This window comes from Nonomuraea roseoviolacea subsp. carminata (assembly GCF_024172185.1).
Taxonomy (GTDB): domain Bacteria; phylum Actinomycetota; class Actinomycetes; order Streptosporangiales; family Streptosporangiaceae; genus Nonomuraea; species Nonomuraea roseoviolacea.
Window position 1 is genome coordinate 1248015 of the sequence record NZ_JAMZEC010000001.1, and the last position, 18682, is coordinate 1266696.

At 72.8% G+C, this 18682-nt stretch carries 18 protein-coding genes; 11 read left to right on the forward strand and 7 right to left on the reverse strand.

The genetic code is table 11. The features are described 5' to 3' along the window. Positions 1-10: 10 nt before the first annotated feature. Positions 11-700, forward strand: coding sequence for a MerR family transcriptional regulator (locus tag HD595_RS05700; protein WP_253766285.1), 690 nt, complete (start codon positions 11-13; stop codon positions 698-700). Between the two features lie 10 nt (positions 701-710). Then, entirely contained in the window at positions 711-1598 is an 888-nt protein-coding gene (locus HD595_RS05705; protein WP_253766287.1) for an alpha/beta fold hydrolase, read from the forward strand. Here the strand turns inward: HD595_RS05705 and HD595_RS05710 are convergent. Beyond that, a complete protein-coding gene (locus HD595_RS05710) occupies positions 1566-2240 on the reverse strand; it encodes a ThuA domain-containing protein (protein ID WP_253766289.1) in 675 nt (224 codons plus the stop codon). The two genes, HD595_RS05705 and HD595_RS05710, sit on opposite strands and share 33 nt — an antisense overlap. Positions 2241-2373: 133 nt before the next feature. Continuing rightward, positions 2374-3558 (reverse strand): RNA-guided endonuclease InsQ/TnpB family protein, encoded by a 1185-nt coding sequence (locus HD595_RS05715; protein WP_253766291.1) that lies wholly within the window; start codon positions 3556-3558, stop codon positions 2374-2376. A 149-nt stretch (positions 3559-3707) separates the two neighbouring features. Here HD595_RS05715 and HD595_RS05720 point away from each other — a divergent pair, with 149 nt between their 5' ends. The 3 genes from HD595_RS05720 (at position 3708) to HD595_RS05730 (ending at position 7650) form a co-directional block, all read left to right on the forward strand. Then, positions 3708-4469: an SDR family NAD(P)-dependent oxidoreductase gene (locus HD595_RS05720; RefSeq protein ID WP_253766293.1), complete on the forward strand. Its 762-nt coding sequence runs from the start codon at positions 3708-3710 to the stop codon at positions 4467-4469. 95 nt (positions 4470-4564) lie between these two features. After that, positions 4565-6214, forward strand: a complete 1650-nt coding sequence (locus HD595_RS05725) for an NAD(P)/FAD-dependent oxidoreductase (protein ID WP_253766295.1) — start codon at positions 4565-4567, stop codon at positions 6212-6214. Further along, positions 6211-7650, forward strand: a complete 1440-nt coding sequence (locus HD595_RS05730; protein WP_253766297.1) for an ATP-binding protein — start codon at positions 6211-6213, stop codon at positions 7648-7650. The genes HD595_RS05725 and HD595_RS05730 overlap by 4 nt, the downstream gene beginning before the upstream one ends. Before the next feature lie 25 nt (positions 7651-7675). Here the strand turns inward: HD595_RS05730 and HD595_RS05735 are convergent, their stop codons facing one another. Then, positions 7676-8662, reverse strand: coding sequence for an Lrp/AsnC family transcriptional regulator (locus HD595_RS05735; RefSeq protein ID WP_253766299.1), 987 nt, complete (start codon positions 8660-8662; stop codon positions 7676-7678). Between the two features lie 125 nt (positions 8663-8787). On the opposite strand from HD595_RS05735, the gene HD595_RS05740 reads away from it, so the two are divergent. From HD595_RS05740 to HD595_RS05760, 5 genes are all read left to right on the forward strand, one after another. Continuing rightward, on the forward strand, positions 8788-10302 hold the full coding sequence (locus tag HD595_RS05740) for an AbgT family transporter (protein WP_420540691.1): 1515 nt from the start codon (positions 8788-8790) through the stop codon (positions 10300-10302). Between the two features lie 59 nt (positions 10303-10361). After that, positions 10362-11456: a M20 family metallopeptidase gene (locus HD595_RS05745; RefSeq protein ID WP_253781069.1), complete on the forward strand. Its 1095-nt coding sequence runs from the start codon at positions 10362-10364 to the stop codon at positions 11454-11456. A gap of 90 nt (positions 11457-11546) precedes the next feature. Next, a complete protein-coding gene (locus HD595_RS05750) occupies positions 11547-12602 on the forward strand; it encodes an LLM class flavin-dependent oxidoreductase (RefSeq protein ID WP_253766301.1) in 1056 nt (351 codons plus the stop codon). Between the two features lie 50 nt (positions 12603-12652). After that, positions 12653-14155: an AMP-binding protein gene (locus HD595_RS05755; protein ID WP_253766303.1), complete on the forward strand. Its 1503-nt coding sequence runs from the start codon at positions 12653-12655 to the stop codon at positions 14153-14155. Positions 14156-14213: 58 nt separating this feature from the next. Beyond that, positions 14214-14357 (forward strand): hypothetical protein, encoded by a 144-nt coding sequence (locus tag HD595_RS05760; protein WP_253766305.1) that lies wholly within the window; start codon positions 14214-14216, stop codon positions 14355-14357. Between the two features lie 63 nt (positions 14358-14420). On the opposite strand, the gene HD595_RS05765 is transcribed toward HD595_RS05760, so the two are convergent. Both HD595_RS05765 and HD595_RS05770 read right to left on the reverse strand, forming a co-directional pair. Further along, entirely contained in the window at positions 14421-14609 is a 189-nt protein-coding gene (locus HD595_RS05765; RefSeq protein ID WP_253766307.1) for a DUF8189 domain-containing protein, read from the reverse strand. A 94-nt stretch (positions 14610-14703) separates the two neighbouring features. Beyond that, positions 14704-15615, reverse strand: coding sequence for a cyclase family protein (locus HD595_RS05770; protein WP_253766309.1), 912 nt, complete (start codon positions 15613-15615; stop codon positions 14704-14706). A gap of 39 nt (positions 15616-15654) precedes the next feature. Here HD595_RS05770 and HD595_RS05775 point away from each other — a divergent pair, with 39 nt between their 5' ends. Continuing rightward, positions 15655-16953: a serine hydrolase domain-containing protein gene (locus HD595_RS05775; protein ID WP_253766311.1), complete on the forward strand. Its 1299-nt coding sequence runs from the start codon at positions 15655-15657 to the stop codon at positions 16951-16953. A gap of 47 nt (positions 16954-17000) precedes the next feature. Here the strand turns inward: HD595_RS05775 and HD595_RS05780 are convergent, their stop codons facing one another. Both HD595_RS05780 and HD595_RS05785 read right to left on the reverse strand, forming a co-directional pair. Beyond that, positions 17001-17750 carry an SDR family NAD(P)-dependent oxidoreductase gene (locus tag HD595_RS05780; protein WP_253781071.1) on the reverse strand — a complete coding sequence of 250 codons (750 nt, stop codon included), beginning with the start codon at positions 17748-17750 and terminating at the stop codon, positions 17001-17003. Positions 17751-17878: 128 nt separating this feature from the next. Next, positions 17879-18520, reverse strand: coding sequence for a cysteine hydrolase family protein (locus tag HD595_RS05785; RefSeq protein ID WP_253766313.1), 642 nt, complete (start codon positions 18518-18520; stop codon positions 17879-17881). Positions 18521-18682 lie beyond the last annotated feature (162 nt).

Genomic DNA, 18682 nt, shown 5'->3' on the forward strand with positions numbered 1-18682 from the left:
TTATCCAACGATGCGCATCTCGGAGCTGAGCACTCGGTCCGGCGTGGCGATCGCGACCATCAAGTACTACCTGCGCGAGGGCCTGCTGCACCAGGGCGAGCAGGTCGCCGCCACCCGCGCCGAGTACGACGAGTCCCACCTGCGCCGGCTGCGGCTGATCCGGGCCCTGCTGGAGGTCGGCCGGCTGCCCGTGGCCGCCATCAAGCAGGTGGTCGAGGCCGTGGAGGACGAGACGCTGCCCATCCACGAGGTCCTCGGCACCGCCCACTACGCCCTCGGCCCCACGGTCGAGCCCGAGCCCGGCGAGGCGTGGGACGCCGCCCTGGCCGAGGTCGACCGGATCGTCGCCGGCCAGGGCTGGACGATCACGCCGCACGCGCCCACCCGGGCCGAGCTGGCCCAGACGCTGCTCACCCTGCGCCGGCTCGGCATGTCCGTCGACCTGACCCGCTACGCCGAGAGCGCGCGGCGGATCGCCCGCGACGACATGGACAAGATCCCGCTCGACGCGCCCCGCGAGAGCGCCGTGGAGGCGATGGTGCTCGGCACGGTCCTGTACGGCCGGGCACTCGACACGCTGCGCCGCATGGCCCACGAGTCGGAGTCCGCGCACCGCCTCGACCTCGCCCCGCAGGACACCTTCGGCCCCGCCCCGGAAGACGCCCCCTCCGAGGGGGATCGAGACGCGCCCACCGGGTAGGCACGATCGCATGTTCGAGAACTTCGCGGTAGACCGGATCGACGTGGGCGAGGCCGAGCTGTTCGTCCGCCACGGCGGCGCCGGCACCCCGGTGCTCCTGCTCCACGGCCACCCGCGCACCCACGCAACCTGGCACCAGGTGGCCGCCCGGCTGGCCCCCCACCACACCGTGGTCTGCCCCGACCTGCGGGGCTACGGCCGCTCCTCCAAGCCCCCCACCACCCCCGACCACGAGCCGTACTCCAAGCGGGCGATGGCCCGCGACATGGTCGCGCTGATGCGCGCGCTCGGCCACGACCGGTTCGCCGTCGCGGGCCACGACCGCGGCGCGTACGTCGCCCACCGGCTGGCCGTGGACCACCCCGACGCCGTCAGCCGGCTGATCGTGCTCGACGCCGTCCCGATCGGCGAGGCGCTGGCCCGCTGCGACGCCGGGTTCGCCGCGAGCTGGTGGCACTGGTTCTTCCTCGGCCAGACCGCCAAGCCCGCCGAACGGGTCATCAACGCCGACCCGGACGCCTGGTACCAGTACACCGACGAGCACATGGGCCGGGAGGCGTACGAGGACCTGCGCGCGGCTCTGCACGACCCGGAGGTCGTGCACGCTATGTGCGAGGACTACCGGGCCGGCCTCGGCGTCGACCGGGAGGCCGACGAGGCCGCGCAGGCGGCGGGCCGCCGGGTGCGCTGCCCGACGCTGTTCCTGTGGGGCTCCAAGGACGACATGGAGGACCTGTACGGCGACCCGCTGGCGATCTGGCGCTCCTGGGCCGACGACGTGCGCGGGCACGCCGTCGACAGCGGCCACCACATGGCCGAGGAGATCCCCGGCGAGCTGGCGCGGGAGATCCGGGAGTTCCTGGCGTCAGTCCCCCACGGTGACGGGGCGCTTCAGTAACCACAGCGCGGCGCGCCGCAGCAGCGTCCGGTGGATCTCGTTGTCGTAGGAGCGGGTGTCGTGGCCGAGCGCGTCGTAGACCACGCGCCCGCGCCGCACCGGCCGGGCCCAGACGAGCGGCTGCCCGCCCGCCGAGGCGAGGGGCCGCACGTCGGGCAGCACCTCCAGGTCGCTGTAGACCTCGTCCACCACGTCGAAGTCGCGCAGCCCCTCCACGATCGGGTGCTCGCCGTGGACGCGCACCCCGGTCCAGCCGAGCGGCGGGTGGTGCGACTTGGGCCAGGTCCAGCACCCGCCCAGCACGCGCGGCCACCCCTGCCAGTCGTCGAAGCAGATGGAGGCGGCGTGCATGGCCAGCACGCCGCCGCCGCGCTCCAGGTGGTCCAGCAGCGTGGTGCGGGCCTGGGCGGGCAGCTCGAAGCGCCACTGCTCGCGCAGGTCTGCGAAGCGGTCCTGGCCCATCCGCCAGCGCAGGGCGTTGACGGTGATGAGCTGGGTCTCGGAGGGCTCGCTGAGCGCGCCGGCGATGTCCTCGGTGATCTCCGACTCGATTCCGACCTCGGCCAGCACCTCGGCGAGCGCGGCGGAGGTGGCGTCGAAGTCGTGGAAGGGGCCGCCTGACAGGATCAGATTTCTCGCCATCGCCTCACCCCATCATGCCCGCCGCGGCTTTTCCACCGGCGCGTTCAGGCGGAAGCGGCGGCGGCCAGGTCGCGGCGGGGCTCCTATAGTCACCCTCGTGACTCCTCCGTTCCCTGACGGGAGCGGCTTCTCGCTAAGCCGCTCCCGCGGCGTCGCGAAGGGCAAGCCCTGCCCTGAGGATGTTGACGGCCGCGTTCACGTCGGCATGCGCAGCGTGACCGCACGCCGTGCAGGTGAACACGGCTTGGCTGACGCGGTTCTCCGCAGCGATGTGCCCGCAACGGGCGCACGTGCGGGAGGTGTTGGCGGGGTTCACCGCGATCAGCTTGCGACCGGCGCTTTCAGCCTTGTACGCGAGGACCGTCAGGAACACCCCCCAACCCGCGTCCAGGATGCTCCGGTTGAGGCCGGACTTGGCCGCGACATTGCGACCGGGCGACTTGAGCGTGCCGGACGCCGAGCGGGTCATGTTCGAGATCCGCAGGTCCTCGTGCACGATCATGTCGTACCCGCGGACCAGGGCGAGCGCGGCCTTGTGCGCGCCGTCCAGACGTTGCCGCCGCACCTTGGCATGCAGCGCCGCCACCTGCGCGACAACCCTACGGCGGCGCCTGGACCCACGCTTTTTGCGGGCCAGAGCCCGCTGCGCGTCCGCCAGACAGCTGGCGGACGCTTCCAGATGGCGCGCATTGGCCACATGCTCGCCGTCGGACGTCGTCACCAGCCAGGCCACGCCCACGTCAACGCCGACGGCCACGCCCGTGGCGGCAAGAGGCTCGGCCGGCACATCATCACAGCAGAGGATCAGGTACCAGCGGGCGCCTTCCCGCCGCACGGCGATCGTCTTCACCCGGCCCTTGACGGTGCGATGCTGGTGGACGCGCACATGGCCGATTCCCTGCAGACGTACGAAAGTCGCCGAAGGGCGCTCCGGCTGGGAGTCCCACCGGCAGCCGTCACCGTCCTTGGCCCAGGTCACCGTGTCGAACCAGCCGCGTCCCTTGAACCGCGGGAACCCCGGTGCGCGCCCGGCCTTGACCCGGGCGAAGAACGCGGCGAACGCCTTGTCCAACCGGCGCAGGGTGGCCTGCTGGGAGGAGAAGGACCACCGCCCCTGACCATCCGCGTCATGGGCACGGATGTGCTTCAGATCCGCCGACTGCTCACCGTACCGGACGCTCACGCCCGCCTTCCGGTAAGCCGTACGCCGGTGCTCCAACGCCGCGTTGTACAACTGGCGGTGGTCCTCCAGGCACGCCGCAAGTGCGATCTCCTGGCGACAGGTCGGCCGTAGCAAGAACTTATAGGACCTGCGCACGACCGCCACTCCTCGCGGCGCGTTCGTTCCGTCTCCCGCTGTGGCGCCGCACCATGTATCCAGGGTCGTACGCGACGCCTGGACACGCACACACCTGGCACGTCACGCGATGATTATGACGGCACCACGTGCTCTGAAGAGAGGAAGTCATGGATCTCGGTATCGCGGGCAAGGTCGCACTCGTCACGGGAGGCAGCGCGGGCATCGGCCTGGCCGCCGCGCGGAGCCTGGCGCGGGAGGGGTGCGCCGTCTGCGTGTCGGCCCGTGACCCCGAGCGGCTGGCCGACGCCGTGGTGGGGCTCCAGGAGTTCGGCGGCGTGGTCCACGCCGTGCTGGCCGACGTGGAGGACCCGGCCTCGGCCGCCCGCGTCGCCGCCGAGACGCGCGACGTGCTGGGGCCGGTCGACATCCTCGTGGCCAACGCCGGGGGCCCGCCCGCCGGCCGGTTCACGGACAAGAGCCTGGAGGAGTGGGAGGTGGCGATCCAGCGCAACCTGCTGGGCACGGTCCGCCTCATCCACGCGGTGCTGCCCGAGATGCGCTCGCGCGGCTGGGGGCGGATCGTCACGGTGACCAGCCGCTCGGCGCGCGAGGCGCTCGACGGTCTCGCCCTGTCCAACGCCACCCGCTCGGGCGTGGCGGGCATCGTGCGGACTCTGGCGCGGGAGGTGGGCGGCGACGGCGTGCTGGTCAACAACGTGATGCCGGGCCCGATCGCGACCGACCGGCTGCGCGAGCTGGCGGGCGGGGACGAGGGCCTGGCCGGGCGGGCCGCGGCGGTGCCGGTGGGGCGGATCGGCGAGCCGGAGGAGGTGGGCGACGTGGTGGCGTTCCTGGCCAGCGAGCGCGCCTCGTACGTCAACGGCGTCTCCCTGCTGGTGGACGGCGGCGAGAGCCGGGTCATCGCCTGACCGGGGCTTCTGGACGGCCTGCCGGCGCCGACTTGCCGGTAGGCCCGTTTCGCGTGACATGCTTCGAATGAGAACTTCGTGGGGAAGGCAGGGCCATGGACAAGCCGGTCATCGTGACGGTGGACGACGACCCGGGGGTGTCGCGGGCGGTCGCCCGTGACCTGCGCCGCCGTTACGGGCAGAGCTACCGGATCGTCCGCGCCGAGGCGGCCGACCAGGGCATCGCGGCCGTCAAGGAGATGCGCCTGCGCGGCGACGAGGTGGCGGCGATCCTCGCCGACTACCGCATGCCGCAGATGAACGGCGTGGAGTTCCTCGAGGCGGCCATGGACATGTACCCGTACGCCCGCCGGGTGCTGCTGACGGCCTACGCCGACACCGACGCCGCGATCCAGGCGATCAACGTGGTGGACCTCGACCACTACCTGCTCAAGCCGTGGGACCCGCCGGAGGAGAAGTTCTACCCGGTGATCGACGGCCAGCTCGACGCCTGGCACCGCACGGACCGGGTGGAGGTGGCGGAGCTGCGCGTGGTGGGCGACCGCTGGTCGGCCCCGTCGTACCGGGTGCGCGACTTCCTGGCCCGCAACCACGTCCCGTACCAGTGGATGCTGGCCGAGGACCCCGAGGGCGCCCAGCTCGTCGCGGCGGTCGGCGAGCAGTGCCACCTGCCGCTGGTGGTCACGGCCGACGGCACGTCCCTGCAGGCGCCCGAGCCGTCCGCGCTGGCCTCGGCCGTGGGGCTGTCCACGACGCCGGCCACCGACTTCTACGACCTCATCGTGGTCGGCGGCGGCCCGGCCGGGCTCGGGGCGGCGGTCTACGGCGCCTCCGAGGGGCTCAACACGGTCCTGGTGGAGGCGCAGGCGTCCGGCGGCCAGGCCGGTCAGAGCTCACGGATCGAGAACTACCTGGGCTTCCCCGACGGCGTCTCGGGCCAGCAGCTCGCCGACCGGGCCCGCCGGCAGGCGCTGAAGTTCGGCGCCGAGCTGCTGACCGCGCGCAAGGTCACCCACCTGGAGCCGCGCGGCCAGGCCCGCGTGGTCGGCTTCAAGGACGGCGGCGAGATCGCGGCGCACGCGGTGATCCTGGCCACCGGCGTCACCTACCGGCGCCTGGACGCGCCGGGCCTGGACGAGTTCACCGGCCGGGGCGTCTTCTACGGCGCCGCGCTCACCGAGGCGCCGTCGTGCCGCGGCCTGGAGGTCTACATCGTGGGCGCGGCCAACTCGGCCGGGCAGGCCGCGGTCTACCTGTCGGGATTCGCGAGCAAGGTCCATCTGTTGGTGAGAGGTGATGGATTGGAGAGGTCCATGTCCCACTACCTCATCGAGCAGATCGACGCGATCCCCAACATCGAGGTCCACACCCAGACCCAGGTCACCGGCGGTCACGGCGACGGGCACCTGGAGCGGCTCACGCTCAGCACGAAGGGCGAGGAACGCACCGTGGACGCGCAGTGGCTGTTCGTCTTCATCGGCGCCGAGCCGTACACCTCCTGGCTGGGCGACACGGTCGAGCGCGACTCCAAGGGCTTCGTGCTGACGGGGCCCGACCTGCTGCAGGGCGGCCGGCGGCCGCGCAACTGGACGTTGCGCCGCGAGCCGTACTACCTGGAGACCAACGTCCCCGGCGTGCTGGCCGCGGGCGACGTGCGCGCCGAGTCGATCAAGCGGGTCGCCTCGGCCGTCGGGGAGGGCGCGATGGCCGTCGCGCTCGTGCACCGCTACCTGGAGAAGCAGTGACCACCACCACGATCGACATCGACGAGCTGCGCAAGCTGTTCCTGTTCGAGCGGCTCACCGACGAGCAGCTCACCAAGCTGGCCATGAGCGGCCAGGTCCAGTCGTACCAGGCCGACGACCTGGTCATCCGGCAGGGCGACCCCGCCGAGTGCTTCGCGGTGCTCATCGAGGGCGAGATCCAGATGGTCCAGGAGACCGTGAGCGCCGGCACCGTCGCCATGCCCCGCACCTCCCAGCCCGGCGTGTACGGCGGGGCCACCTCCGCCTACCTGGGCGACCGGGCGCCGCAGACCTACCAGCACTCGCTGCGGGTCACGGCGCCGTCCCGGATGTTCCTGCTGCCGGCCAGGAAGTTCGCGCACATCGTGACCGAGTGGTTCCCGATGGCGATGCACCTGCTCGACGGCATGGTGTCGGGCGGCCGGATGCAGCGGGAGGTCATCGACCGCAGGCAGCGGCTGACGGCGCTCGGCACGATCACCGCGGGGCTCACCCACGAGCTGAACAACCCGGCCGCCGCGGCGGTCCGCGCCGTGGGCGAGCTGCGCACGCTGATCAGGTCGTCCCGGATGGAGCTGGCGCAGCTCGCCGAGAACGGCATACCGCCGGAGCGGCTGCGCGCGCTGGTCGAGATGCAGGAGAACTGCACCGAGGCGCTGGGCAAGCTGCCGCCGCGCTCCCCGCTGGAGATCTCCGACGCCGAGGACGAGCTGGGCGAGGCGCTGGAGGAGCTGGGCGTGGACGGCGCCTGGGACCTCGCCCCGGCGCTGGTCCAGGCCGGTTTCGGCCAGGTGCACCTCGACAAGGTGCGCAGGAAGGTGGGCGACGAGCACGCTCCGGCCGCGCTGCGCTGGCTGTCGGAGGCGGTCGAGATCTCGCAGATGCTGGGCGAGGTGACCGAGGCCACCGAGCGCATCGCCTCGCTGATCCGCTCGGCCAAGCAGTACTCCCAGATGGACCGGGCGCCGTTCCAGATCGTGGACGTGCACGACCTGCTGGACAGCACCGTGGCGATCTTCCGCGGGAAGATCCCGCCGGGCATCACCGTGGTCACCGACTACGACCGGACGCTGCCCGCCATCCCGGCGTACGGCGGCGAGCTGAACCAGGTGTGGACCAACCTCATCCACAACGCGCTCGACGCCATGGGTGAGGAGGGCACGCTGACGATCCGCACCGCGCACGACGAGGACGAGGCGATCGTCGAGATCGGCGACACCGGCCCCGGCGTGCCCGACGCGATCAAGGACCGGATCTTCGAGCCGTTCTTCACCACGAAGAGCGTCGGCCAGGGCACCGGGCTCGGGCTGGACATCTCGTACCGGATCGTCGCCGGACGGCACGGCGGCGAGATCAAGGTGCGGTCGGTGCCCGGCGAGACGTGGTTCGAGGTGCGCCTGCCGCTGCGGGAGCCCGCCTCCTCCGCCGCGGAGTGACCTTCGGGCGAGGACGGCCCCCGGCTCAGCCGACCAGGCGGCCGTCCTCGCGGTGGATCCAGTAGCGGCGCAGCACGCGCAGCACCACCGACACGTCGAGCGCGTTGATGCCCGGCAGGTGGGCGAGGTCGCGGGTGAGGAAGTCGCCGAGTTCGTCCTCGTGCCGGAAGACGCCCTGGTGGATGACCGACGTGGTGCCGGCCACGATGCTCACGTAGCGGGCCGAGGGGTGGCGGGCCAGCTCCTCGGCCACCGGCTGGATGGCGCCCGGCGAGGTGGTCAGCGCGACGATGACCTCCAGCGCGTAACCGAGCAGGGCGGGCTCGACCTCCACCCGCGGCCGGACGACGCCGCGCCGCAGCAGCGACTGGATCGCCCGGTAGGCGGTCGACTGGCTCATGCCGAGGGCGCGGGCGGCCTGCGCCGCGGTGATGCGGCCGTCGGCGCGCAGCAGCCGCAGGATGCCGCCCTCCTCGGGGCCGGTGGCGGGGGGCCTTCCGGGAAGCGGTTCCTCGGCCTCGGACAGGGCCTTGACCTGGTCGTCGGCGAGCCGGCGCAGCCGCCAGGAGTCGGCCTTGGTCAGCGCGCGCAGCACCAGCTCCGAGTGGGTGGACACCACGCCGGGCACGGCCGGGATGCGCGTGGTGAGCAGCTCGCGGGCCTGCGCGCGGTCGGCCGGGTGCAGGGCGCAGTAGACGTCGGCCCGGCCGGAGGTCTCGGCCACGAGCTGGGCCTCGGGCAGCTCGGCCAGCGCGGTCGCGACCCGCTCGGTCGCGCCCGGCGCGGTCTTCACCCAGACGTGGCGGGGGTTGCCGTCGGCCCGCACGGACCATGCGGCCTGCCCGATCACGCGCAGGATGCGCTGCTCCTCCAGGCGGCCGAGGCGCCGCCCGACCGTGCTGGGGGACATGCCGAGCACGTCGGCGAGCGCCGCGGCCGAGGCGCGCGGGGCGATCTGGAGGGCGGCGACCAGGTCGAGGTCGGCGTCGTCCAATACAGCGGCGTCCACCACACCGAGACTGTATCGCGCATGGAGGGGTAAAGAAGCGACCGATTCATTCAAGTCGGAGTGGCTGCTTGCCATATTCCGTCATAGTGCGTGTAATGGATGGCCATAAACCGCAGGAGGAGGATCGGGTGGGCACGACCGAGGCGACCTCGGAGTCACGACCGCTGGACCGTATGCTGCGCGCCCTCGGCGGCATCGAACGGCTCGGCAACCGGCTCCCCCACCCGTTCTGGCTGTTCGTCATCCTCAGCGCGGTGCTCGGGCTGGCGAGCTGGGGCCTCGCGGCGGCGGGCGTGTCGGCGGTCAACCCGGCCACCTCCAAGACCGTGGCGGTCAAGAACCTGCTGTCGGCCGACGGCGTGCGCATGATGGTCGGCGACGCGATCGAGAACTTCACCTCCTTCCCGCCGCTCGGCACCATCCTCGTCGTCATGCTCGGCGTCGCGGTCGCCGAGCGGTCCGGGCTGCTGGCCGCCGTGCTGCGCTCCGGCGTGTCGAAGGTGTCGCCGCGCTGGGTGACGTTCGTGCTGGCCTTCACCGGCATGGTGGCGCACGTCGCCTCCGACGCCGCGTACGTGGTGCTCATCCCGCTCGGCGCGCTGGCCTTCCGGGCCGTGGGCCGCAGCCCGGTGCTGGGCGTGGTGGTGGCGTTCGTGTCGGTCTCGGCCGGCTACGACGCGAGCCCTTTGGTCACGCCGGTGGACGCCATCCTGTCCGGGCTGACCACCGCGGCGGCCCACACCGTCGATCCCGCGTACGTCGTCACCCCGCTGGCCAACTACTTCTTCTCCCTCGCCTCCTCGCTCGTGCTGGCCGCCACGATCACGCTGGTGACCGAGAAGCTGCTCGCGCGCCGGGCCGAGGCGCTGCCCGCCGACGAGGACGCCGAGGCGCTGAAGGACGACCTGGGCGAGCTGGCCCTGCGCCCCGAGGAGCGCCGCGGGCTGCGCGCCGCGCTGGTCACGCTCGTCGTGTTCGTCGCGGCCGTGGTGCTGGCGGTGCTCCCCTCCGGCTCGCCGCTGCTCACCTCCATCGCCGTCTTCCTCGCGCTGGCGTTCCTGGCCGTCGGCTGGGCGTACGGCAGGGCGGCCGGCACCGTGACCTCCGGCCGGGACGTGCCCGCGTTCATGGCCCACGGCATGCGCGAGCTGGCCCCGATCCTCGTGCTGTTCTTCGCGATCTCGCAGTTCCTGGCGTACTTCAAGTGGACCGGGATCGGCGAGGTCATCGCCATCGACGGCGCCGGCCTGCTGAAGTCGGCCGGTGTGACCGGCCCGGTCGTCTTCCTGGGCATCCTGGTCGTGGTGACCGTCATCAACCTGGTCGTCACCAGCGGCTCGGCGCAGTGGGCGCTGGTCGGGCCGGTGTTCGTGCCGATGCTGATGCTGCTGGACATCCCGCCGGAGTACACCCAGGCGCTCTACCGCATCGCCGACTCCTGCACCAACGCGATCACGCCGATGAGCCCCTACTTCGTGATGGCGCTCGGCTTCCTGCAGCGCTACCGCCGCTCGGCCGGCATCGGCACGCTCGCCTCGATGACCATTCCGCTGTCCCTGACCCTGCTCGTGGTATGGACGGTGCTGTTCTTCGTGTTCTGGTGGCTCGGCGTCCCGCTGGGCCCCGGCGCACCCGTTCGCTAGCCCCCACAGGAAGGAAACCCGTGTCGATCACCGACTGGACCCGGGAGGCCCTGCCCGCCATGCTCGACGACCTCCGCACGGTCGTCGAGCTGGAGACCCACAGCTCCGACAAGGCCATGCTGACCACCGGGCTCGGCGGCGTGCGCGCCCTCACCGCCGAGCGGCTGGGCCCGCCCGACGCGGTCGCCGTGCACGACGGCGGCGAGTTCGGCGACGTGCTGGAGCTGACCTACCGGGGCACCTCCTCCGGCACCGTGCTCATGGCCAGCCACTACGACACCGTGTGGCCGACGGGCACGCTGGCCGAGTGGCCGTTCACCGTGTCCGGGGGCAAGGCGACCGGGCCGGGCGTGTTCGACATGAAGACGGGCCTGGTGCAGTCGATCTGGGCGGTGCGCGGGCTGCGCGAGCTGGGCCTGCCCCACCCGTCGGTGCGGCTGCTGTTCAACGGCGACGAGGAGATCGGCAGCCCGTTCTCCCGCCCGTACATCGAGGAGGCCAGCGCGGACGCCCTGGCGACGCTGGTGTTCGAGGCGTCGGGCGGCGGCGCGCTGAAGACGGCGCGCAAGGGCGTCGGTCTGTTCGACGTGACCGTCACCGGAATCGAGGCGCACGCGGGGCTCGACCCCGAGGCGGGGGCGAGCGCCATCCACGCGCTGGCCGAGGTCATCACGCAGATCACCGGGGCCGCCGCCCCCGAGCGCGGCACCACGGTCAACGTCGGCCTGGTCAGCGGCGGCACCGGCCGCAACGTCGCGGCGGGACACGCCACGGCGGGCATCGACGTGCGGGTCAGCGAGCCGTCGGAGATGGCCCGGGTCGAGGAGGCGTTCGCCGCGGTCAAGGCCCTCGACCCGCGCGTCACGGTCACTGTGTCGGGCGTGTGGAACCGGCCGCCGATGACGCAGAACCCCGCCTCGCAGCGGCTGTTCAAGGAGGCGCAGGCGGTGGCGGCGGGCTTCGGGATGCCGCTGGAGGAGATCTCGGTGGGCGGCGCCAGCGACGCGAACTTCGTCTCGGCCCTGGGCCGGCCGGTCCTGGACGGCCTGGGCGCGGTGGGCGGCGGCGCGCACGCGCGGCACGAGCACGTGGTCGTCGGCCACATCCCGGAGCGGACCGCACTGACGATGGGGCTGGTCACCGCCCTCGGCTGAGGAAACCTTCGCGCGGCGGGATCTCAAGCGGGAGCAGACCTGATACGCTCCCAAGCGAGCGCTTGGTTTACCCCTCCGAGAGGCCGCCGCATGAAGTTCTCAACCTTCCACCTCTTCCACCGCTTCGACGGGCAGAGCTTCGAGGACGTCTACGCCTACCATCTGGAGCTCATCGAGCTGGCCGAGGAGCTGGGGTTCGACGGCGTGAGGCTGGCCGAGCACCACTTCCGCGACTACGGCGTGGCGCCCAACCTGTTCACCATGCTGGCCCACGCCGCCGCCCGCACCTCACGCCTGCGGCTCGGCACCGGCATCGTGGTGCTCCCGCTGCACAACCCCATCCACGTGGCCGAGGAGGCCGCCCAGGTGGACGTGCTCTCCGGCGGGCGCCTGGACCTCGGCATCGGCCGCGGCTACCAGAGCTACGAGTTCGAGGGCTTCGGCGTGGACCTGGCCGAGGCCCGCGACCGCTTCAACGAGGCGCTGGAGGTGATCCTCGGCCTCTGGACGCGCGAGTCGTTCCAGCACGAGGGCAAGTTCTACCGGACCGGCACCGAGGTGTCGCTGGTCCCCCGCCCCCTCCAGAGGCCGCACCCGCCGCTGCACGTGGCCGCCGTGTCGCCCGAGACCGTCACCATGTACGCCGAGCGCGGGCTGCCCATCCTCGCCGACCCGGTGGCGACGTTCCGCAAGGTCGTCAAGGCGGCCGAGACGTGGCGGGACACCGCGGCCCGCGCCGGGCACGGCACGGAGACCGAGCTGGTCGTGGCGCGCAGCGTCTACGTGGCGCCGACCGCCGAGCAGGCGCGCGAGGACCAGGCCAGGTTCGAGGCGTCCTTCGACCGCTCGCGCATCTTCAACGAGCGCAGCGCGCCCATCGACCCGCGCACCGGCAAGGCCGCGCAGGGCTTCGAGTACTACCAGGACCGCTACCTGAAGGGCGGCAGCCTGTCGCCCGACTTCCGCTGGGAGCAGCTCGACGTGATCGGCGACCCGGCGCGGGTCGTCGAGCAGATCACGCTGCTGCGCGACGCCGGCTTCGCCAACCTGCTCTGCGACTTCGGCAGCACGCGGCCCATGCCGCTGGAGGAGATGAAGAAGGTCATGCGCTTCTTCGCCGCCGAGGTCATGCCCGCCTTCGCCTGACCCCTCGCCGTCCCCCGACCCCCCTCGGCGTTCACCCCCCTGGAGGCGCGATGATCCACAGCCTGACCCTCTCGGACGTCCTCGCCGAGCACGCCCGCAGCCGCCCGGAGACGACGGCGGTCGTGGACGGCGAGGTCCGGCTCACCTATCCCGCCCTCGACGAGCGCGTCTCCCGCCTGGCGGACGCCCTGGCGGCGCGCGGGGTCGCACCGGGCGAGCGCGTGCTCTGGCTCGGGCAGAACTCCCACGCCGTGCTGGAGCTGCTGCTGGCCTGCTCGCGGCTCGGGGCGGTCCTCTGCCCGGCGAACTGGCGGCAGTCGGCCGACGAGCTGCGCTTCGTGGTCGAGGACCTGACGCCGCGCGTGGTGGTCTGGGAGCCGTCGGAGGCGACGACGGCCGTGCAGGAGGTGCTGGGCGCGTCCGACGCCGCGTGGGTGCGGGCGGGGCAGGCGTACGAGGAGCTGGTGGCGGGCGGCTCGGTCCGCGGCTTCCCACAGGTCGCCGACACCGAGCCGGCGCTCGCCCTCTACACCGCCGCCTTCGACGGCCGGCCCAACGCGGCCCTGCTCAGCAGCGCCGCCCTGGTCGCGCACAGCGCGTCGCTGCTCGTGGTCCGGCAGATGGAGCCGGGGTTCACGTTCCTCGCCAGCGGGCCGCTGTTCCACGTGGGCACGATGATGTTCTGCCTGGCCACGCTGCAGATCGGCGGGACGAACGTGTTCACTCCGGCGTTCGACCCCGAGGAGGTCTGCCGGCTGATCGACGCCGAGCGGGTGACGCAGGCGTTCCTGTTCGGGCAGATGATCGACGCCGTGGTGGCGGTGCGGCCGCAGGGCAAGTACGACCTGTCGTCGCTGCGGTTCGTCTCGCACTCGGCGGAGTGGGACGAGCTGATCACCGTGGACGACTCACCGTGGTGCCGGTCCAAGATGGGCGGGTACGGGCAGACCGAGGTGGGCGGCATGCTCACGTTCCTGGGACTGGCTCCGGGGGCGGCGGGGTTCGCGGGGCGGCCGTCGCCGTTCGTCCAGGTGCGGATCCTGGGGCCGGACGGCGCGGAGGTGCCGGCCGGAGAGGTGGGCGAGATCTGTGCGCGCGGCAAGACCCTCTTTTCCGGATATTTCGCCCGGCCGGAGTTGAATGCGGCGAAGTCCGCACATGGGTGGCATCACACGGGCGACCTCGGGCGCCGCGAGCCCGACGGCACGATCACCTTCATCGGCCCGCGCCTCCGCATGATCAAGTCGGGCGCCGAGAACGTCTACCCGGCCGAGGTCGAACGGGCACTCAAGTCGCACCCCGCGGTGGCGGACGCCGCCGTCATCGGCGTCCCGGACGAGCGCTGGCACCAGGCGGTCCGGGCCGTGGTGGTGCTCGCCCCGGACGCCACGGCGACGGCCGAGGAGCTGATCGGCCACGTGAAGGGCCTGCTGGCCTCGTACAAGAAGCCTCGGGACGTGGTGTTCGCCGACGCGATCCCGAAGCGCGGCTTCACGCCCGACTACGACGCCCTCGACCAGGCGCACGGCGGCGGCAACTACCCCGGCACCTGACACCCGCCGCCTCACCTCGGGCACGTAGCAGGCCGAGGTCGCCCTGGAGGCGGGGCAGGTGCGGTGGCTCGGCGCGCAGGAGCACGCGGGGCGGAACATCGGCGGCACCGAGACTCACGCGATCTTCGTCGAGCTCAAGGAGCCGCCGGCGCGTGCCGTCCCCTCCGCGCCGCGCCTCGGGCCCGACCGGCCCGAGGACTGACGCCGGCCCGTTCCCCATCGGGCACGGGCCCTTCCGGCACGCGCCGGGGCGCTCGCGGAACGGTCATAACTCGTGGAACCCCGGCCCCAGGGTGCGCACCTCCCAGGTGTCGAGCCCTTTCGGGCCGCCGAGCCCCTGCCAGTCCGACCAGCCGCCGTCCGGCTGGACCTGCCAGACGTGGAGCGGGATGACGCCGTTGCCGTTGACGGCGAACACCTCCAGGCGGCCGTCGACGTTACGGGCCACGGTCATGATCGCCCCATGTTGCAGTCGTACTGCATCAATGCAGTCATACTGCATTCCATGCCGGGCGCCGTCAAGCGGGAGGCACGCGACGCCCGACCGTTCAGAGGACGGCGAGCGGGTTGACGGCGCTGCCGGTGCCGCCCTCGATCCTGAGCGGCGCCACGACGAACACGAACTCCGTCCGGTCGCGCGCGCTCAGCTCCTCCAGCCACAGCATCTCCACCAGGTGCACGCCGTGCCGGTGCAGCAGGATGAGATGCAGGTCGTCCTCCAGCCCCTCCCCCGCGAGCTGGCGTTCGTCCAGGCCGCCGATCGCCGCGTTGTCCGAGGCCACCACGGCGACGTCGCGCGCCGCCAGCCACCGGCCGGCCTCCGCCGACAGGCCGGGCTGGCCCGACCAGTACTCCTCGCGCGAGCGCCGCCACACCGCCGGCCAGCCCGTACGGATCACCGCGACGTCCCCCGGCCGCGGCTCCGGGCCGCACGCCTCCAGCTCCTCGGGCGTGATCCGGTGCCCGGCCGGCAGGTGGTCCAGGCCCAGCCGGCGGGGCACGTCGAACAGGATGCCCCGCCCCACCACCCCGCCGACCTGCTCGATCCCGCACCGCGTCGCCCCGTAGGAGCGCACTCGGGCGGCCGGGTGGCCGTTGTAGAGCTCGTCGCCGGACCACATGTGGCACAGCGCGTCCATGTGGGTGGTCGTGCCGTGGTGGGACACGATCAGCGCGTCGTCGGCCACGCGCAGACCCGCGCCGACCGGCCGCGCGCCCGCCGCGTAGTCGCCGCCGTCCACCGACATGAAGTGCTGCGGCAACGGCCTGCCCCTCAGGTGCGGCACGGTGCCGGGCGCGGGCGAGGACGTGGAGCCCCTGATCGGCAGGGCCAGGCTGAGCACCTCGCCCGTGACGGCGGTGCGCAGCGCGGCCAGGACCGCCTCGGGGGTGAGGAGGTTGAGCGTGCCACGCTGGTCGGCTGGGCCGAAGCGGCCCCAGTTGTTAGGCTCGGCAACCAAGTAAGCGCTTCCTTTCATGAACGGTGTCTGGAGGTCCTCATGCGGTGCGATCCCCGGTTCTCGCGAGTGCGCGAGGTGTTCGAGCGGCATCTGGCGGACGGGGAGGAGCTGGGCGCCGCGTTCGCGGTGTTCCTGGACGGCGAGCCGGTGGTGGACCTGTGGGGCGGCGTGGCCGACCGCCACAGCGGGCGCCCCTGGGCCGAGGACACGCCCGCCTTCGCGTACTCCTGCACGAAGGCCGTCACCGCGACCGTCCTGCTCCAGCTCGCCGAACGGGGGCTGGTGGACGTGTCGGCGCCGGTCGCGGACGTGTGGCCGGAGTTCGCGGCCGAGGGCAAGGGGGGCGTCACCGTCGAGCACCTGCTGACGCACGCGGCCGGGCTGCCGGTGGTGGAGGACCCGGTGCCGGTGGAGGAGTTCGGCGACCACGCGGCCATCGCGGCCCGCCTCGCCGGGCAGCGCCCGCTGTGGGAGCCCGGCACCGCCCACGGTTACCACGCTCTGTCGTACGGGTTCCTGGTGGGCGAGGTGGTGCGGCGGGTGACCGGCAAGACGGTGGGCGAGCTGGTCGCGGCCGAGATCGCGGGGCCGCTCGGGCTGGACCTGTGGGTGGGCGCGCCCGACCCGGTGATCGCCCGCGCCGCCCGCCTGACCGCCGCCACCGGTACGCCGGAGGGACGGCGGGACGCGCCGGCCACCGACCCGGCACCGCGACCGGCGGCTCCCGCCACGGACCCGCCGGTCACCGGCACCGACTCGTCGGTCACGGACACGGGCGCGCCGGTCGTCGGCACGGCCAGTGGTGAGGGCAACGGTGAGGGCAACGGTGAGGGCAACGGCGATGGCGGCGCGTTCGGCCTGATGGCCAGGGCCGTGCGCGATCCGGACAGCCTCATGAACCGGGCCCTCGGCAACCCCTCCATGCAGCGGCTGAAGGGCGGCGCCAACCACCCCGCCGTCATGCGCGCCGGCTGGCCCGCCGCCGGCGTCGTCACCACGGCCCGCGCCCTGGCCGGCTTCTACCGGTCGCTGCTCGCGGGCGACGTCCTGCGCCCCGGGACCCTCCACGACGCGCTCCGCCCCCGGGTCTCCGGGCCCGACCGGGTCCTGTACGTGGACAGCTCCTTCGGCCTCGGCTACATGCGCCCGGCGATGACGTTCTTCGTCCCGTCGGCCACCGCGTTCGGCCACACGGGGCTCGGCGGTTTCCTCGGCCTCGGCGACCCCGAGCACGGCCTGGCCGTCGGCTACGTCATGAACCGCATGGCCGGCGCCGTCTCCGGCAGCCTGCGCGCGTACCGGCTCACCGAGGCCGTCTACCAGTCCCTCCGACCGTAGCCTCCCCGCCCTCGCCACCCTCGCCGCCATCGCGTCGTCCGGCGAGGTCACTGCATGGTGACCCCGCCGCTCACCGACAGGGTCTGGCCGGTGATGTAGGCGGCGCGGTCGGTGCACAGGTAGGCGACGAGGCCGGCCACGTCGGCGGGCGTGCCGAGGCGGCGCAGCGGGATGCCCCGGGAGATCTTCTCGACCAGCCCCGGCTCGGCGGCGGACACGCGGCGCAGCATCGGGGTGTCCGTGGGGCCGGGGCAGACCACGTTGGAGGTGACGTACGCCCGGGCCGCCTCCCTGGCGAGGGTCTTGGCCAGCCCGAACAGTCCCGCCTTGGTCGCCGCGTACGCGCCCTCGCCGCCCGAGCCGGCCCGCGCCCCGTCGGAGGAGACGAACACCAGCCGGCCCCAGCCGCGCGCGGTCATCCCGGGCAGGAGGAGCTTGGTCATGAGCATGGGGCCGCGCAGGTTCACCAGCCACATGAGGTCCCAGCCCGCCGGGTCGCTCTCGGCGAACGGCTCGACGATCGACAGGCCGGCGTTGTGGACGACGATGTCCGGCTCCAGGCCCCGTTCGCCGAGCTCGTGGCAGAACCGCTCCACCGACTCGGGCGCGGAGAGGTCCACGGCCAGCGGGACGGCGCCGGCCAGCCCGGCGGCGACCGCGTCGGCGCCGTCCGCGTCCACGTCGGCGACGACCACGCGGGCGCCCAAGGCGGTCAGGTCGGCGGCGATGGCGGAGCCGATGGCGCCCGCCGCGCCGGTCACCACGGCGGTCCGCCCGTCCAGCCGCAACCCCTCCATCGTCACAGCCCTCTCTCCCTCGTCACGAACCTCCACGCCACAGGCCCCTCCTGATCACGGGTCCCACCTCGTCGTGGGTCCCACCTCGTCACGGGTCTCACCCCGGCCCTCGCGGGCTCTCTCCCCCGTCACCCGGCGGTGCGGGGCGTGCGGTGCGGACGGTCCTCCCACCGCTCCCCCTCCTTCCAGCGCTCCACCAGGCGGGACGTCGTCACGCGGGTCGCGAGGAGGCTGACCGTGTGCTTGAGCACGGCCCGCGCGTACTCCTCCGGGATCCCGGCGACCGCGTCCGTGACCACCGTGACCCGGTAGCCGCGGTTCACCGCCTCCAGCGCCAGCCCCGGGATGCCCAGGTTCAGCGACACGCCCACGGCGACCACCGACGAGACCCCCAGCGAGCGCAGCGTCATGTCCAGGGACGTGCCGGTGAACGGCGAGAAGCCGTGGTACCGCCGGCTCTCCAGGTCGGCGGGGTCGCGCAGCTCGGGCAGCACCTCGACGGCCGGCGTGCCCTCCAGCATGTGGGCGGGGTCGTCGAGCAGCGACACGATGAACGGGCAGTTGCGGGTGTGGGAGCCGGCCCGGTCGGCGCGGAAGGCGGCGGTGCAGTGGACGACGGGGATCCCGGCGGCCCGGGCGGCGTCGAGGACGGTCGCCGCGTTGGGGACGACGTCGCGGACCCGGCACGCCGTCACAAGGTCCGGAAATTTCGTGAGATCGCCGATGACGCCCCGCTGCATCTCCATGACGAGCACCGCCTCGCGGTTCACCTGGCCTCCAATTAGCCGAGCGCTTGCTTGGGAGCGTGTCAAGCGTACACGAGCCACCCCCGCCGCCCCGAGTGACACCAGCGCAACCTTGGGCGAAATATCGCCAGTCGTGACAACCCGCACCCCGGATGAGACCGTCGAACCCGTAAGACCGGAGCAGCC